The sequence below is a fragment of the Bacteroidota bacterium genome (genome assembly GCA_016715425.1).
Lineage (GTDB): Bacteria > Bacteroidota > Bacteroidia > Chitinophagales > BACL12 > JADKAC01.
Map to the genome: position 1 here is coordinate 160,878 of JADKAC010000005.1, position 17,495 is coordinate 178,372.

At 33.9% G+C, this 17,495-nt stretch carries 13 protein-coding genes; 10 read left to right on the plus strand and 3 right to left on the minus strand.

What is annotated here, in order from left to right:
* Nucleotides 1–49 precede the first annotated feature (49 nt).
* Nucleotides 50–1,192, minus strand: coding sequence for an N-acetylmuramoyl-L-alanine amidase (locus IPN31_06640; GenBank protein ID MBK8681571.1), 1,143 nt, complete (start codon nucleotides 1,190–1,192; stop codon nucleotides 50–52).
* A gap of 60 nt (nucleotides 1,193–1,252) precedes the next feature.
* Between IPN31_06640 and IPN31_06645 the strand changes: the two genes are divergently transcribed.
* The 4 genes from IPN31_06645 to pdeM all read left to right on the plus strand — a co-directional run bounded on the left by IPN31_06645 (nucleotide 1,253) and on the right by pdeM (nucleotide 9,934).
* Nucleotides 1,253–3,922, plus strand: coding sequence for an LPS-assembly protein LptD (locus IPN31_06645; GenBank protein ID MBK8681572.1), 2,670 nt, complete (start codon nucleotides 1,253–1,255; stop codon nucleotides 3,920–3,922).
* A gap of 145 nt (nucleotides 3,923–4,067) precedes the next feature.
* Nucleotides 4,068–6,494, plus strand: coding sequence for a DUF3536 domain-containing protein (locus tag IPN31_06650; GenBank protein MBK8681573.1), 2,427 nt, complete (start codon nucleotides 4,068–4,070; stop codon nucleotides 6,492–6,494).
* Between the two features lie 157 nt (nucleotides 6,495–6,651).
* Nucleotides 6,652–9,264, plus strand: a complete 2,613-nt coding sequence (gene clpB / locus IPN31_06655; GenBank protein ID MBK8681574.1) for an ATP-dependent chaperone ClpB — start codon at nucleotides 6,652–6,654, stop codon at nucleotides 9,262–9,264.
* 31 nt (nucleotides 9,265–9,295) lie between these two features.
* The gene (gene pdeM / locus IPN31_06660; GenBank protein MBK8681575.1) at nucleotides 9,296–9,934 is read left to right on the plus strand and encodes a ligase-associated DNA damage response endonuclease PdeM; all 639 of its coding nucleotides are present in this window, start codon (nucleotides 9,296–9,298) and stop codon (nucleotides 9,932–9,934) included.
* Here pdeM and IPN31_06665 read toward each other — a convergent pair whose 3' ends face one another.
* Nucleotides 9,935–10,504 (minus strand): YqgE/AlgH family protein, encoded by a 570-nt coding sequence (locus tag IPN31_06665; protein ID MBK8681576.1) that lies wholly within the window; start codon nucleotides 10,502–10,504, stop codon nucleotides 9,935–9,937.
* A 163-nt stretch (nucleotides 10,505–10,667) separates the two neighbouring features.
* On the opposite strand from IPN31_06665, the gene IPN31_06670 reads away from it, so the two are divergent.
* The 4 genes from IPN31_06670 to IPN31_06685 all read left to right on the plus strand — a co-directional run bounded on the left by IPN31_06670 (nucleotide 10,668) and on the right by IPN31_06685 (nucleotide 14,714).
* Complete coding sequence (locus IPN31_06670) at nucleotides 10,668–11,903, plus strand: hypothetical protein (protein MBK8681577.1); 1,236 nt, start codon at nucleotides 10,668–10,670, stop codon at nucleotides 11,901–11,903.
* 781 nt (nucleotides 11,904–12,684) lie between these two features.
* On the plus strand, nucleotides 12,685–13,140 hold the full coding sequence (locus IPN31_06675) for a hypothetical protein (GenBank protein MBK8681578.1): 456 nt from the start codon (nucleotides 12,685–12,687) through the stop codon (nucleotides 13,138–13,140).
* Nucleotides 13,141–13,183: 43 nt separating this feature from the next.
* Complete coding sequence (locus IPN31_06680; protein ID MBK8681579.1) at nucleotides 13,184–14,176, plus strand: hypothetical protein; 993 nt, start codon at nucleotides 13,184–13,186, stop codon at nucleotides 14,174–14,176.
* 43 nt (nucleotides 14,177–14,219) lie between these two features.
* Entirely contained in the window at nucleotides 14,220–14,714 is a 495-nt protein-coding gene (locus IPN31_06685; protein MBK8681580.1) for a hypothetical protein, read from the plus strand.
* Nucleotides 14,715–14,769: 55 nt separating this feature from the next.
* On the opposite strand, the gene IPN31_06690 is transcribed toward IPN31_06685, so the two are convergent.
* Nucleotides 14,770–15,195, minus strand: coding sequence for a BrxA/BrxB family bacilliredoxin (locus IPN31_06690; GenBank protein ID MBK8681581.1), 426 nt, complete (start codon nucleotides 15,193–15,195; stop codon nucleotides 14,770–14,772).
* Between the two features lie 160 nt (nucleotides 15,196–15,355).
* On the opposite strand from IPN31_06690, the gene IPN31_06695 reads away from it, so the two are divergent.
* Nucleotides 15,356–16,672 carry an adenosylhomocysteinase gene (locus IPN31_06695; protein ID MBK8681582.1) on the plus strand — a complete coding sequence of 439 codons (1,317 nt, stop codon included), beginning with the start codon at nucleotides 15,356–15,358 and terminating at the stop codon, nucleotides 16,670–16,672.
* A gap of 85 nt (nucleotides 16,673–16,757) precedes the next feature.
* Complete coding sequence (locus IPN31_06700) at nucleotides 16,758–17,471, plus strand: pyridoxine 5'-phosphate synthase (protein MBK8681583.1); 714 nt, start codon at nucleotides 16,758–16,760, stop codon at nucleotides 17,469–17,471.
* The last annotated feature ends 24 nt before the right edge of the window (nucleotides 17,472–17,495 follow it).

Below are 17,495 nucleotides of genomic sequence, written 5' to 3' on the forward strand. Positions count from 1 at the left end.
TTAAGAATGTTTTATGGTGCTAAATTACCAATTAATGACTTAGCCAATTTTATTTTGGTTGTATTGCCTTAGCTTCTTCAACGGAAATGCGGATATTATCTTTCAGTGCAATTACAAAGGCATCAGAAAAGCCGAGAGTGCGCATTTCAGTTTGTTTTTTCACTGCCTCTTCCAGAGAATTAAAGGGCCCTAAGCGATATTTATATATACCGGATTCTTCTACAAAACTGATAGGTTCACCAGTTAATTTTTGCAATTTAGAATCCGTGGTGGTTAATTGGTTTCCCGATGTTAAAAATTGTATTCTGTATTCTACTTCTCCACTTGATAACGTTTCTTTTGTAATTGTTGATTGTGTATTCGTATTATCGGCGTAAGTGTTTTCCGTTAATCCATTTGTATTTTCCATTTTGGTTTTATAGGATGTAAATGCTTTGAAAATACAGTCTGCAATTTTTTGTTGACCATCCTCTTTTCCTAAAAATTTCTCCTCAGTAATGTTGGTTAAAAAACCTGTTTCAATTAATACTGCAGGCATACTTGTTTTCCATAACACTAAAAATCCCGCTTGTTTTACACCTCTGCTTTTTCGCTGTCCGGTTGTGGTAAATTGCTCTTCCACTTTGGATGCAAATAAAATACTCTGCTCCATGAATGCATGTTGAAACAACGAAAAAATAATATTTGCAGTCGGATCATTTGGATTAAATCCCTCATAATGTTTTGAATAATTAGTTTCCATGAGCACAACATCATTTTCACGTTTTGCAACAGATAAGTTTGCTTCTGTTTTATGTAAACCCATTACATAAGTTTCTGTCCCATAAGGTGAAGTGGACTGATTTGCATTGCAATGAATACTAATAAATAAATCTGCATCATTGCGGTTGGCTATTGATGCTCGCTCATACAATTCTATAAATACATCAGTCTTGCGGGTATAAATCACTTTAACATCCGGAAAATTTTCTTCAATCATTTTACCCAATTTCAATGCAATGGAAAGTGTTACAATTTTCTCTTTTGAAAAACTGCCACTGCATCCTCCATCATGTCCACCATGCCCTGCATCAATAACTACTGTCTTTAATTTATATAAAGATGCAGGTGGAAGTTCTGCATTGCTATTGCTAAATGCAGAGCACATAAAAACGAGTATAATTACAGGTAGTATCTTTACGTTGCTATTCATTCCAGGAACAATAATTTGCGGTTAAATTTTATTTACATATTAAAATTATCTGAAATTCGATTGCCGGCAATTATATTATTACTGGGGTTAGTTCAATTTATACCATACAAGCGTATTTCGGCTCATAATAACGCATTATTTGTACAATTTATTGAGCAAGAAACAAATGCTTTTGTGGATACGTCCATAAATTTTTTAGCTGATAGCACCACTACGGATTCACTATTAGCAGATTCATCCGCAATTATTAAAGACACTCTTTGGTATACACTTGCACCTGCAGCATTGGATGCACCTATACTTTATAAAGCAACAGACAGTATTGTTTATGATTTGGATTCCGGCAAAACATATTTATATAATTCCGGTGAAATAACCTACACCACATTTTTTCTTAAATCGGATTATGTTGTATTTGATTGGAGTAAAAAAACTTTACATGCCATGCGGCTAATGGATAGTGCCGGTAATTTTTCCGGACCTACTTATTTTAAAGAAGGGGAGGATGAATTTACTGCCGAAAGTATGAGTTATAATTTCGATACCAAGAAAGGAAAGATTTATAATTTTAGAAGAAAAGAAGGCGAAGGATTTATAGTATTATCCGAAGGAAAGAAAAATGAGAACAATGAATATTATGGTGATCGTGTGTATTATACTACTTGCGAATTAGATCATCCGCATTATTATATTATTGCCGATAAAGCGAAGATAGTTCCGAAAAAAATTGCAGTAACTGGTCCTGCAAATCTTGTAATTGCAGACGTGCCCACGCCATTATTTTTACCCTTTGGTTTGTTTCCGATACAAACAGGAAGATCATCAGGATTAATTATTCCATCCTATGGTTACAGTTTTACTCAAGGATATTTTTTAAGAGATGGCGGATATTATTTTGCCATAAATGATTATATGGATCTCGCATTAACCGGCGATATTTATTCTCAGGGATCCTGGCGATTAGATGCTTCTTCTTCTTATGCCAAACGCTATAAATTTCGTGGCAATATGAATGTGGAATATGCACTCAATAAATACGGGTTGGATTTTGCTCCGGATTATTCTGAAAACACCGGATTCTTTATTCGATGGAATCATTCACAAGATCCAAAAGCAAGACCGAATAGTGTGTTTGGTGCGAACGTAAGTTTTGGTTCTACTAATTATTTGCAGAATAATTCTTACAATGAAAATTATTTAACTAACTCTTATAATTCGAGTGTTTCTTATACACAAACATTTGGTAATTCTCCTTTTTCATTAAATGCAGCATTGCGCCAAAGTCAAAATACTGCTACTGGATTAATGAATTTAACATTGCCGGATGTAACAGTGAATATGACTCGTATTTATCCATTTAAAAATCTTGCGAAGAGTCCAAAAAGTGCATTGAATCAATTTGGTATTTCGTACAGTATGGCAGCTAAAAATTATTTAAGTGTGCAGGATTCTTTATTATTTGAACCAGAGACTTTAGATAAATTTCAAAATGGATTTTCTCATCAGTTTAGTTTTTCTGCACCATTTAAATTGTTGAAATATTTTACATTAACTCCGGCACTGAATTATACGGATAACATGTATTTCCAATCCATTAGAAAAACTTATGATCCCGATACTGTTATTACAGAAATTGTAGATCCTGTTACTGGTGAAATTATTACTGATACTTTAATTAACTATGTGCGTACAGATACTATCAGAGGTTTTGAGAATGCGAGTTATTTTAATTTGAGTGCATCCCTCAGCACAAAACTTTATGGCTATTTATATTTTAAAGGAAAATTAAAAGGATTCAGGCATACACTTACTCCTTCACTTTCTTTTAATTATAAACCCGATTATGCGGACCCTTCTTATGGGTATTATGGCACTTATCAATCTGCTCCGGGAGGTGAAGTGTTGCAATATTCAATTTTTGAAGGAGGAATTTTTAGTGGCCCTTCTGCTGGAAAAAGTGGAACGCTTAATTTAAATCTTGGCAATAATTTAGAAATGAAAGTATATTCTAAAAAAGATACAGTAACACATGAAAAGCGATTGAAATTGATTGAAAGCTTTTCAGTAAATAGCGGCTATAATTATGCAGTGGATTCATTAAATTTTTCTTATATCGGTTTATCGGGTTATACCACCTTATTTAATAAATTTAGATTAAATGTTTCTTCTTCTTATGATCCTTATGTGCTGGACACTGCAGGTCGCAGAATAAATAAATTTGAATGGGATGTGAATAATAGATTAGGAAGATTAACGGGTGGTAATTTTTCTGTAGGTACTTCATTTCGATCTGCAAGAAAAGAAAATCCATCATTGGAAACAGAAAGTGGAACTGAGGGAGAACGCAATATGGTTTGGGATAATCCGCAATATTATATTGACTTTGAAGTGCCATGGCAATTTAATATTAGTTATAATTTGAACTTCACCAATTTGCCGGTGAATGGAAGAGATTCATTAACAACAACGCAGACATTAAATTTAGGCGGTGATATAAATTTTACTCCTAACTGGAAGCTTGGTGTTTCCACCGGTTATGATTTTGAATTATTACAATTTACATATACTGCTATTGATATTTATCGCAATCTCCATTGTTGGGAAATGAGTTTCCATTGGATTCCATTTGGAGCAAGACGCAGTTATTTTTTCACTATCAATGTGAAAGCTTCTGTGCTTCAGGATTTAAAATTAAACCGCAAGCGTGACTGGAATGAATATAATTTCTAATCGACTGTTTTTTCCGAATTCATTTCAAATTAAATATTTGTAATCTTATTGCCAATAGAAATAATTCTACTTTTTAAAAATAAATATCGCAATCAGTTTCAAGTATCATCTATTTAATAGTAAGGGATAATTAATTTTAACCCAAATGGAAAAATATATTTGTATTCACGGTCATTTTTATCAGCCACCCCGTGAAAATCCCTGGCTTGAGGAAATTGAATTACAGGAAAGTGCGCATCCATATCACGATTGGAACGATCGTATTCATTCTGAATGCTATGGCCCTAACAGTGCTGCTCGGATTTTAAATGAAGAAAAACGCATTACCCGCATTATAAATAATTATGCTGAAATCAGTTTCAATTTTGGCCCTACTTTATTATCGTGGATAGAAAAAAATCATAACAATACTTATCTGCAAATTTTGGAAGCAGATTTAGTAAGTCGTGCAAAACATAGCGGTCATGGCAATGCGATTGCGCAAGTATATAATCATCTTATTATGCCATTGGCAAATGCAAAGGATAAGGAAACACAAATATTATGGGGGATTGAAGATTTTAAATTTCGATTTAAAAGGGAGCCGGAAGGTATGTGGCTTGCAGAAACTGCGGTGGATACTGACATATTAGAATTATTAGCAAAACATAATATTACTTTTACAATACTTGCACCTCGTCAGGCTAAAGCAATTAAATTATTCGACAACTCTACTTGGAAAGAAATTGAAGATGAAAATACATTGGATACTTCTCAACCCTATTTATACAAGTTACCTTCAGGAAGAAGTATCGCTTTATTCTTTTATAATGGGAAAATATCACGTGAATTAGCATTTAATGGTTTATTAAATTCCGGTAATGTGTTTGCAGAAACATTGAAGCAACAATTTCTTCCTATATCAGCAAATGCACAATTAGTAAATGTTGCAACTGATGGAGAATCCTATGGACATCATCACAAATTTGGTGAAATGGCTTTGGCAACTTGCTTATCAATTTTAAAAGAAGATCCTGAAATTAAGATTACCAACTATGCCGAATTTTTGAGTTTGTTTCCACCGAAATATGAAATTAGAATAAAAGAAAGCTCTAGTTGGAGTTGTGTGCATGGAGTGGAACGCTGGCGCAGTAACTGCGGATGTAGCGATGGTGCAAATAAAGATTTTCATCAAAAATGGCGTGAACCTTTACGCAATGCACTGAACTGGTTGCGTGATGAAGTGGCTGCTATTTATGAATTGGAATTAAAAGCAATGCATGTGGAACCTTGGGGTTTGCGAAATGCATATATTTTTTATCTGATGGATAGAAATGAAGAAGAATTAAAAGCGATAATTCAAAAATATGCACTAAAAGAAATTACTGAAGAGCAAAGATTAAAAATTATCCGACTATTGGAAATGCAGCGAAATACATTGTTGATGTTTACCAGTTGTGGTTGGTTTTTTGATGAAGTTTCAAGAATTGAAACCAAACAAATTTTGCAATATGCAGATCGTGTAATTCAAATTGCAGAAGGTGAAACAAAAATAAAATTGTACGAAACATTTTTGGCAATGCTGCAATTGGCGCCTTCCAATATTGCAAAGTATGGAGATGCTTCTGTGTTATACAAAAAAGAAATCCGACCTATGCGTTTGGATTTAAATGGTGTGGGAATGCATTGGGCTGCTGCAAGTTTATTCGAAGAATTTCCTGAGAAACTCAGTATGTTTAATTATCAAACAAAAGCAGATTTTTTTGAGCGATTGGAAGCAGGAAATTTGCGATTATGTTTTGGCAGAATTCGTATTTCATCTCATGCTACATTTTATGAAAAGCCTTTCATATTTACAGCAGTGTATATCGGGCAACAACATATTTTGGGGTTCTTCGCCGACAGCATGGATACAGATGTGTTTGAAGAAATGTATTTAAAATCCAGAGATGCTTTCCGCAGTGCACAGATGAGTGAAGTATTTAATATTATGCAACAAACTTTTGGAGAATCACGATTTTCTTTTCGGGATTTGTTTAAAGATGAACAAAGTAAAGTGCTGCATACCATTATGAATCAGGATATCATAAATGCACAAATAGGTTATAAAAACATTTATGATCGCACTTATAACCTGACGAATGTATTGCGACAAAATAAACTGCCAATTCCGGATATTCTGCTAAAAAATATGGAAGTGGTAATTAATAATGAAATTGGAAAATTCTTTGATTCCAATAATTCAAATCCTGCTCGATTGGATAAGTTAAGTGAAGAAGTTGCAAAATGGAAAATTAAACTCGATACAGATGTTCTCAATAAAAAAGCATCAGAATGGTTGCTGAATAAGGTGAATTATTTTGAACGTAATGTAGATGATCTCACTACAATGGAAGAACTGAGTAAAATATTAATTCGTCTGAATGATATCGGATTAAAAGCAGATATTTATGAGGTGCAAAATGCATATTTCAGAATAGGTGAGAATTATTTGAATAACACCAAGTTTAAAAATTTATTGAAAGCCAGATATTCTAAATGGATGCATAAATTTAAATCGGTTGGTGAACAGCTAAATATTCGATTTGAATAAATGTGATTAATTATTTTCCGCCAGTTTGACTTAGCAAAATTGTTTGTGCTGTTGTGTTTTTGTTTTCATTTCACAAGTTTGTCTTAATGTGTAGCCACTATGTCAGATTAAGTTGTAACGGATTATTATTTGATAGAGTAGGGCCAAACGGAATACTATGAATTTAAATAATTATACAATAAAAAGCCAGGAAGCTATTCAGCAAGCACAGCAAATGGCTTTGCAAATGGATCATCAGGAAATAAGAAATGCACATCTGTTAAAAGCATTGTTGGGAACGGATGAAGAAGTGATTTCTTATCTATTGAAAAAGCTCAATGTGAATGTTGCCTTTATTCAACAAAAGCTTGATGAAGAATTAAAAAAATTACCCAGAGTTACATCGCAGGGCGGTACATATTTAAGCAAAGAAACAAATCTTGCTTTAGCGAAAGCACAAGGTTTTTTAAAAGAATTTAATGATGAATTTATTTCGGTGGAACATATTCTGCTGGGCATACTTGCGAGTGGTGATTCAATAAGTAAATTATTAAAAGAACAAGGTGTTGTAGAGAAAGATTTGAAAGCTGCAATTCGTGAATTGCGCAAAGGATCAACAGTAAATAGTCAATCAGCCGAATCCCAATTCAATGCTTTAAATAAATATGCAATCAATTTAAATGAACGTGCAAACAGCGGTAAGTTAGATCCCGTAATTGGTCGTGATGAAGAGATAAGAAGGGTGTTACATATTTTATCTCGTCGCACAAAGAATAATCCTATTCTTGTGGGTGATCCTGGTGTTGGAAAAACTGCGATTGCCGAAGGGTTAGCTCATAGAATAGTGAATGGTGACATACCTGAAAACTTAAAATCAAAAGTGATTTATTCACTCGATATGGGGGCATTAATTGCCGGTGCAAAATATAAAGGTGAGTTTGAAGAGCGATTGAAAGCAGTGGTGAAAGAAGTGATGGAAAGTGAAGGGCAAATCATTTTATTTATTGATGAAATTCATACACTCGTGGGTGCCGGTGCAAGCGAAGGCGCAATGGATGCAGCCAATATTTTAAAACCCGCACTTGCTCGTGGTGAATTGCGTGCAGTAGGTGCAACAACATTAAATGAGTATCAAAAATATTTTGAAAAAGATAAAGCGCTTGAACGTCGTTTTCAAAAAGTATTTGTGGATGAGCCATCAATTGAAGATTCCGTTTCTATTTTACGTGGCTTGAAAGAGCGCTATGAAAGTCATCATAAAGTGCGCATTAAAGATGAAGCAATTATTGCATCTGTGGAATTGAGTAATCGTTATATAGCAGATAGAAAGTTGCCGGATAAAGCAATTGATTTAATTGATGAAGCCGCTGCAAAATTGCGATTGGAAATGAATAGTGTTCCAGAAGAACTAGATAAAATTGAAAGAGTAATCCGACAACTTGAAATTGAACGTGAAGCAATTAAAAGAGAAAAGGATGAAAAAAAATTAGATGAACTCAATAAAGAAATTGCAGATCGCAGTGAGGAAAGAAATTCTATAAAAGCGAAATGGCAGAAGGAGAAAGATATTGTGGATCGTATGCAACAGCAAAAGTCAGATATAGAATCTTTTAAATTAAATGCAGACCAAGCAGAACGTGAAGGAGATTACGGAAAGGTTGCAGAAATACGTTATGGAAAAATAAAAACTGCTGAAAATAATCTTGTTGAATTAGAAAAAGAATTGCAGCAATTGGAAACAGGAAGCCGATTGATGAAAGAAGAAGTGGATGCAGAAGATATTGCTGAAATAGTGGCGAAGTGGACAGGAATTCCGGTGAGTAAAATGCTGGAAAGTGATAAAATAAAATTGCTACGATTAGAAGAAGTATTGCATAACAGAGTGGTTGGTCAGGATGAAGCAATCACTGCGGTTGCCGATGCGATTCGCCGTTCAAGAGCAGGACTGCAAGATCCGAAAAAACCTATTGGTTCTTTTATTTTTCTGGGAACAACAGGTGTAGGAAAAACTGAATTAGCAAAAGCAATTTCTGAATTTTTATTTAATGATGAACATGCAATGACTCGTATTGATATGAGTGAATATCAGGAGCGGCATTCAGTGTCTAGATTAATTGGTGCGCCTCCGGGATATGTGGGTTATGATGAGGGTGGGCAACTTACAGAAGCAGTGCGCAGAAAACCATATAGTGTTATTTTATTAGATGAAATTGAAAAAGCACATCCCGATGTTTTTAATATTTTATTGCAAGTGTTGGACGATGGAAGATTAACAGATAATAAAGGGCGCACTGTTGATTTTAAAAACACTATTGTAATCATGACATCTAATATTGGCTCACATATTATTCAGGAGAGATTTGAAGGTGTAACAGAAGATAATTTATTAGCGACTACAGAGACAACAAAAATTGAAGTAATGGAAATGTTGCGGAAAACAATTCGCCCTGAATTTTTAAATAGAATAGATGAAGTAATCATGTTCAAGCCATTAATGCGCAGCGAAATAAAAGGCATTGTGGTGCTGCAATTACGACTTCTGGATTCCATGTTATTGGATCGGAATATTCAAATCCAATATAGTGATGAGTTGATTGAATGGCTGGCGGAAGAAGGCTTTGATCCGCAGTATGGAGCAAGACCATTGAAGCGGGTAATTCAAAAAGAAATAGTAAATACATTAAGCAAAAAAATTCTTGGAGGAGAAGTTCATAGTGATGATATCATTTTTGCAGATGTATTTAATGGCGAAGTTGTTTTTACAAACAAAACAGAAGATAACGCTGCTTAATCAATATATAAGAACCACCTAAATTTGTCGGATGCAATTTAAAATCCGGCAACAGGTGTTTCATTTATCCGCAGAAAAAGCAATGTATTGGGAGAATACAAAAACGCTGTTGCTTGCGGATATGCATTTGTCCAAAGAAACACATTTTAGAAAAAATGGAATTGCTGTTCCGGATGGAATAACCAAACATAATTTTCAACGATTAACAACACTCATTGAAATCTTTTCTCCCGAAAGAATTATTGTAATTGGCGATTTATTTCATAGTACAGAAAATGCGTCTCTCGCTTTATTTAAACAATGGAAAGAAACATTTCCAAAAATTCCTTTTCAATTAATTAGTGGTAATCATGATATTTTGGAAACAAGTTTATACGATGCATTAGATATTGAATTAATAGGAGAAACATTTTTACAAAATGGAATTTCGCTAACACATCATCCTCCAAAATCTACAGATGAATCTTATGTTATTTGCGGTCATATTCATCCCGCAATTCGATTAAGTGGTAAAGCAAAACAGAGTTTGCGATTACCCTGTTTTTGGTTTGGAAATTCTTATGCGGTGATGCCAGCCTTTGGAGGATTTACAGGTATGAAAACAATTCAAGCGGAGAAAACAGATATCGTATTTGCTGTTGCGGAAAATGAAATTATACAAGTGCAATAATTAATTAAGAGATGGATGCTCGGGATAATTTTTTATTTGTTTGAATTTTCCACCCATACTATCCAACACACTTTTCCAAAGTGCTTCTGATGACATTTCAAAAATATGCGCAGCTTTTGCAGGTGCAATTATCCAGGAATCATTTTCCAATTCAAAGTTTAATTGTCCGGGATCCCAACCACTGTATCCCATAAAAAAACGAAAACCTGCAGGATCTAATTTTCCCGATTTTAATTCTTCTGTTATCTGTTCAAAATTTCCACCCCAATACACGCCATCAATTATTTCCATGCTGTCTTCAATCTGCGCACCATAGCGATGCAGATAATGCAAATTATCATGAGCAACCGGTCCGCCATAATACAATGCATCTTGCACCATATCAAAATCAGCAAGCGCATCAGCAACTTTTATATGATCAACCGTGCGATTTAAAATAAATCCCACAGTTCCATTTTTCTCATCATGTTCGCAAATTAAAACAACAGTGCGTTTAAAATGTGGGTCGAGCATAAATGGCTCTGATAATAATAAACTTCCCACTTGCGGTTTTACATTTTCCTGTATCATAAGTTATAAATATAATAATTGAATAGTATTTTTTTGCTCATTTCATTTTTAACAACCATGCAAATGATATGGTTTAAAAGTAGGTGCATTTTATCAACTAAAAAGAAAAATGATTCTGCTACTAAATACAATTAGCTATTTTTGATTTTATAAAAAACAATTTATGAAACAAATTTTTACTCTATTTATTATTGCAATTAGTTTTACCATTGCAAACGCACAATTAGAATTGACAACTGTAGGTTCAACTTATACATTAGACTTTACAGGTTTTGCAGGAGAGGGTTTTGATGCTGCCGGTTCGGATGGTTCTTTAGATGCGGATACATGGGCCATTACGGGATTTAGTGATGGCGATAAAGATTTTGGAGAAGAAGCTACTACAGGAGATTTTGCAAGAGGTTCAACCATGGGTGGCGAAACAACAGGCGGTATTTATGGAGTGGATGTATTCGGTAATCAGGGTATAATGGTGCAACCCGGTGAGCCTGATTTTACACCCGGAAGTTTGCGTTTAAAAATCTGGAATAATACAGGAAGTGCAATCGGGCAATTAGATATTCAATATACTGTATATGTATATAATGATCAAGGTCGTTCAAGCAGTTTAAATTTTGCGCACTCTATAGATAATAGCAGTTATACAGATGAACCAACATTAGATTATACTTCTGGAGAAGCTCCTGCAATTTTACCCGAAACAGAAACAAAAACAATTTCAATTACAGGATTAAATATTCCTGCCGGAGATTTTTATTATTTAAAATGGGAAGGTGATGATGTTGCCGGTTCCGGTTCAAGAGATGAATTTGCATTGGATGATATTAGTATAACACCTTATGGTGCGGAAGCAAGTTCTGAAATACAATTCAGCAGTATTGTGCTTACAGCAACAGAGGGAGAAACTGCTACTTCTTATGTAGTTATTTCTGAACCTGCTGATTGCAGTATAGAAGTTTCAGTGGATGCATCTTCTACAGCCAGTGCATCGGATTATGAATTTGCAAGTCCATTAGTTTTAGATTTTACTTCTGGTGGTGATGCATTTCTTTCTTTTGATGTAATTACTAATGATGATGCTTTAGTAGAGCCGGCAGAAACAATTGTTTTAAAATTGATGAATGTTACAGGTGGATGCACAATCGGTTTTGGTGATACGTTCACTTTAAATTTATTGGATAATGATGATACAGAACCAATAGTTACAGAAATAGCTGATGTAACTGCAGAAGATGTAAATGGCATTGGAACTTCTATTGGTGAGTTTGTGCAAATTACAGGAATTGTGCATGGTATAAATCTAGCAGATGCAGTAGGTTTAAATTTTACTATTATAGATGAAACTGCTGGAATAAATGTATTTAATTGGAGCCATGATTTGGGATATACTGTTGTCTGAAAAGATGAAATTAATGTAGTGGGTTTTATAGATCAAGTAAATGGTTTAACACAAATAAATCCTGAATCTATTTTATACTGAGTGCAGATAACATTTAGAAACTTCCAACAGACATTTACTTAATATAGGAGAAAATATTGAGAGTAATCTTGTTCATCAATTAATGAATGTGTATTATGTAAATGACCAAGAAGATTGGTTAGAGTGAAGTACTTTTTGGTTACAGTTTCGAATGGGGCTACTATTTAAACAAATGATTCACTCAAAATTTGACATATTTGATCTGGACATCTAGGAATTATTTCTCCAGGAGCATCTGATCACATTTTACATTATGACCGGCATAATGAGTCAAAATGATAGCTCTTCTCCATTTAAGATGGGTACATTTTAATGCCACGTTTGATTCTGATTTTTATATTAATCAAAGTCTTATTGATTGAGATATTACCTATTCAACATTTCAATTTATCCAAATCCTGTTCTGGAATCATTTGGCAATTCAATCATGCAGAAAATATTTACTCCATTGAAATATATAATACAATCGGAGAGTCGGTATTTAATAAAAATAGTTTTTGACAAGACACTATAGATGTTAAATAATTTAATACCCGGTTTGTATGTAGCAAAAATTTCTGCTGAAAGTGGTTTATACACCCATTCATTTATTAAGCAATAATTCTTTCTATAATCATTTAAGAAAAATGGTTTTTGTTTACAACAGAAGCCATTTTTTATTTGTATTCTTACTGTCTTATAAATAATTAAAAATTATATTATGATTGATGATTTAATTAAACAACATTCCGGAGAAATTACAAACCTGCTTAAAGACAAATATGGTTTGAATGCGGAACAAGCTTCTTCTTCTTCCAACAGTATTACTGATGCAATCGGGAATGTATTAAACAATAAGCTTGGATCAGGAAATTTGGATTTCAATACTATCATGGATTTATTTAATACTTCCACAGATAATAAATCCAGTTCAATGTTTTCTCAACTCAGTGAAACTGTAATGCATGCATTATCAAATTCAGGTTTGGGAAAAGATTTAATTTCAAAAATTTCCACTGATGGTTTGGATGATATTATCAGTGCAATATCAAAAGGCAAATTTGGTAATATTGATATGGATACACTCACTCAACTTATTGGATCTTTCTCCGGTAAAAGTGGTGGCGGCGCAGGCGGCTTATTAGATAATCTTACAGGATTGTTCGGAAAGAAATAATATTTTTTGAAGTCAAATTTTTTGCATCATACATATCCGGTAATTGAATTCCCTTAAAGCATATTACAATGCATTCTTTAATCATGAATTATATCATGGTTGGTTTAAGAATAAAAAATTTTTTGAAGGTTGGTATTTTAAAATAGTAAGTGCGGATGGAAAACATGCATTTGCATTTATTCCGGGGATTGCAATGGACAATGCAGGAAAAAAACAGGCATTTGTTCAGGTGCTTGATGGAAAAGGATATACTGCTACTTATCATGGTTTTAATTCGGATACTTTTAAACCAAATCCCGATAAATTTTTAGTTGAAGTAGGAGAGAATTCTTTTTCATTAGATTCTATTCATCTTCATTTATCAAACATTCAAGGAGAAATTAATTTTACTGATCACTTTTTATGGCCAAAAAAAATGTTGGCCCCGGGTATAATGGGATGGTATGCATTCGTACCATTTATGGAATGTTATCATCAGGTAATAAGTATGAATTTTCGTTTGAAAGGATCATTGCAGATTAATAATTCAACAATTGATTTTACAGATGGAAAGGGATATTTGGAAAAGGATTGGGGGCACTCATTTCCCGAAGCATGGATTTGGATGCAGAGCAATCATTTTAATTCTGATCCTACTTCATTTAAATTAAGTGTTGCAAAAATTCCATGGTTGCGTTCGCATTTCATTGGATTTATTTCTGCTTTTTTAATTGACGGAAAACTCTATCGCTTTGCAACTTATACCGGAGCGAAACTTACACAAGTGAATGTGAGTGATGAAGTAGTGTTTGTGGAATTGATTGATAAGAAGTATAAATTACAAGTTACCGCACACAAAGCTGAAGGTGCAGAACTTGCTGCTCCCATATTAGGATTTATGGATGGCAGAGTGAAAGAAAGTATGGGTGCAACTTTACATGTGGTGTTAATGAATCGAAAAACAAATGCCGTTATATTTAATGATAAAGGTGTAAATGCAGGGATGGAAGTTGCAGGTAATATTCAGGAAATTTTAAATGGGTATAAAAAACATTAAAGTACTTTGGTAGGATAAACACGAAGCCATTAACTTTACAATGATGCGTATATTAATATTATTTTTATTTTTTTCAATTTCAGCCTCAGCACAGGTGGATGGGATATTTTATTTCGCTGTAACTGATGGTGTTGGCAATAAAATTTTACCATCTGCATATTGGAAGGTTTCTGCTTCTATAAAAGATGGAGATTTATTACCGATACAATTCAGTGAATCAGATACCGCATATATCCTTGCATTACCGAAAGAATCATTTAATAAATTATTACAAATTCAACTTGCATATTCCGCAGGTAGTTATACAGGCATAATGAATGTGTATGGTAAAATTGCAGATACAAATGGCAATGGTGCATGCAATACATGTGCAATTACTAATATGGAATATCGTCCAGGTAATTTTATGTTAGACCTACCTTACCAACAAGCTTCCTGGGATTTCTTAGATACAATAAATTGCGCTTATGGAGATAAGAATTACACATTAAAAAATATCTCTATGCTGCAAAATTGGAGTGAGCCAAATTTGAAATAAAAAAATCCTGCTTCATCAGAAACAGGATTCGTATTGTTAAAGCTTAAATAGTTAATCAGGCAGTAACCTCACACAATTCATTATATACTTTTCCAAGTGCATTTGCAATCATCATTGAATTAGCTCCTTCTATTTGATGGCGTTCCATAAAATAAACAAGCTTACCATTTTTAAACATGGCAATTGATGGTGATGATGGTGGATAAGGCAATGTATGTCTGCGAGCTTCTGCAACTGCTTCGGTATCAAATCCTGCAAATACAGTAGCTAAGCGATCCGGTGTTTTTTCATTTTTTAAAGACATAACAATTCCGGGTCTTGCATTGCCTGCAGCACATCCACAAACGGAATTAATTACCATTAGCAAAGTGCCTTCAGTATTCTTAATTGCATCACGTACTTCTTCAGCAGTGGTAAGATCTTCAAAACCAACTTCGATTAGTTCGGCTTTCATTGGTTTTACGAGTTCGGCTGGATACATAGTTTATTATTTTTTACAAAGTTACAATTCGAAATTTAGTTATCGAAAACATGAACCTTCGTATAGGTGTATTGGTTCAGTATTGCGGTCGGTAAATGATTTTACTACCTTTGCGTCACTCAATAACTTGATTACGAAAAGCTAAAACAAATAATAATAAATGCAAACAGTAACAGACAACAAATTACCTTATAAAGTAAAGGATATTGCCCTTGCTGCATGGGGTCGTAAAGAAATTAAACTTGCCGAAGCAGAGATGCCCGGCCTAATGGCTATTCGTGCAGAATATGGTCCATCAAAACCTTTAAAGGGCGCACGCATTGCAGGATGCTTACACATGACAATTCAAACAGCAGTGTTGATTGAGACATTAACAGAATTAGGTGCTGATGTGCAATGGAGTTCATGTAATATTTTCAGCACACAAGATCATGCAGCAGCAGCAATTGCAGCAGCGGGTATTCCGGTGTATGCATGGAAAGGTGAAACTATTGAAGAATATGATTGGTGTATTGAACAAACATTATTCTTTGGTAAAGAAAGACAACCCTTGAATCTGATTTTAGATGATGGTGGTGATCTCACTAATATTGTATTGGATAAATATCCTGAAATGGTTTCTCATTTAATGGGTATCAGTGAAGAAACTACCACTGGTGTTCATCGCTTATACGAGCGTGTGGAAAAAGGTACTTTACCTGTTCCTGCAATCAATGTAAATGACTCGGTTACAAAAAGTAAGTTTGACAATAAATACGGATGTAAAGAATCTTTGGTGGATGCAATTCGTCGTGCAACAGATATTATGATGGCAGGTAAAGTTGCTGTAGTTGCAGGTTATGGTGATGTAGGAAAAGGTTCTTCACAATCATTACGTGGTTCAGGTGCAAGAGTATTAATTACAGAAATAGATCCGATATGTGCTTTGCAAGCTGCAATGGATGGCTTTGAAGTAAAACGCATGGAAGAGGCTGTGAAAGAAGCTGATATTGTTGTTACTGCAACCGGTAATTGCGATGTAATTACAGGTAAACATTTTCAAGCGATGAAATCAAATGCAATCGTTTGTAACATTGGCCATTTTGATAATGAAATTGATGTGGCTTGGTTAAATGAAAATTGCGGTGATTCAAAAGATGAAATAAAACCTCAGGTAGATAAATATACTGTTGGCAATAAGGATATTATTTTATTGGCGGAAGGTAGATTGGTAAACTTAGGTTGTGCAATGGGTCATCCAAGTTTTGTAATGAGTAACTCATTTAGTAATCAAGTATTGGCACAAATTGAGCTTTGGAAAAATCATGATAATTACGAAAACAAAGTGTATACATTACCAAAACATTTGGATGAGAAAGTAGCGAGATTACATCTTGATAAACTCAGTGTTCAATTAGAAGTATTAACTGATAAGCAAGCAAATTATATCGGTATAGATAAAAACGGTCCATACAAACCGGATTATTACAGATATTAATTTTTTAATAAATATTTTTATAGGAGTTGAAATTTTTCAACTCCTTTTTTTTTTATTTTAAATGATGATTATTTAATTTATATCAATGACAAAGCTTTCAGTAAATATTAATAAGGTTGCAGTAATCCGCAATGCAAGAGGTGGGAATTTACCTGATGTAGTAAAATTTGCAATGGACTGCGAACGCTTTGGTGCGGATGGAATTACAGTGCATCCACGTCCGGATGAACGCCATATTAAATATGATGATGTAATTTCTTTATCCAAAGTGGTAACTACAGAATTTAATATTGAAGGATATCCCGACGAGAGATATATGCAACTTATTAAAAAAGTGAAACCTGCACAGGCAACGCTGGTTCCAGATCCGCCAAATGTTATAACTTCGAATACAGGCTGGGATGTAATTAATAATATGCAACTCTTGAAAAATATAATTGATGAAATTCATTCAATTGGAATTCGGGTTTCTGTTTTTTTAAATGCTGAAATTGATCAAGTACATGCAGCCAAAGAATCAGGAACAGATAGAATTGAATTATACACCGGCCCCTATGCCGAACATTTTCCTACGAATAAAGAGAAAGCTATTGAAGATTATACTGCAGCCGGATTGATTGCAAAAAAAATTGGCTTAGGATTAAATGCCGGACACGATTTGAACTTAGATAATCTGAAATTTTTTAAACGCCATTTGCCAAACTTAGATGAAGTATCTATTGGTCATGCATTAATTAGTGATGCTTTGTATTTCGGTATTGAAAATACAATTCAATTATACAAACGACAATTGGTATAAATAAAAAGACCTTTCGTTTCCGAA

Bases quoted from the DNA above. Each gene is read 5' to 3' on its own strand.
- IPN31_06640 (MBK8681571.1), bottom strand. From the start codon at position 1,192: ATGAATAGCAACGTAAAGATACTACCTGTAATTATACTCGTTTTTATG.
- IPN31_06650 (MBK8681573.1), top strand. From the start codon at position 4,068: ATGGAAAAATATATTTGTATTCACGGTCATTTTTATCAGCCACCCCGT.
- clpB (MBK8681574.1), top strand. From the start codon at position 6,652: ATGAATTTAAATAATTATACAATAAAAAGCCAGGAAGCTATTCAGCAA.
- pdeM (MBK8681575.1), top strand. From the start codon at position 9,296: ATGCAATTTAAAATCCGGCAACAGGTGTTTCATTTATCCGCAGAAAAA.
- IPN31_06665 (MBK8681576.1), bottom strand. From the start codon at position 10,504: ATGATACAGGAAAATGTAAAACCGCAAGTGGGAAGTTTATTATTATCA.
- IPN31_06670 (MBK8681577.1), top strand. From the start codon at position 10,668: ATGAAACAAATTTTTACTCTATTTATTATTGCAATTAGTTTTACCATT.
- IPN31_06675 (MBK8681578.1), top strand. From the start codon at position 12,685: ATGATTGATGATTTAATTAAACAACATTCCGGAGAAATTACAAACCTG.
- IPN31_06685 (MBK8681580.1), top strand. From the start codon at position 14,220: ATGCGTATATTAATATTATTTTTATTTTTTTCAATTTCAGCCTCAGCA.
- IPN31_06690 (MBK8681581.1), bottom strand. From the start codon at position 15,195: ATGTATCCAGCCGAACTCGTAAAACCAATGAAAGCCGAACTAATCGAA.
- IPN31_06695 (MBK8681582.1), top strand. From the start codon at position 15,356: ATGCAAACAGTAACAGACAACAAATTACCTTATAAAGTAAAGGATATT.
- IPN31_06700 (MBK8681583.1), top strand. From the start codon at position 16,758: ATGACAAAGCTTTCAGTAAATATTAATAAGGTTGCAGTAATCCGCAAT.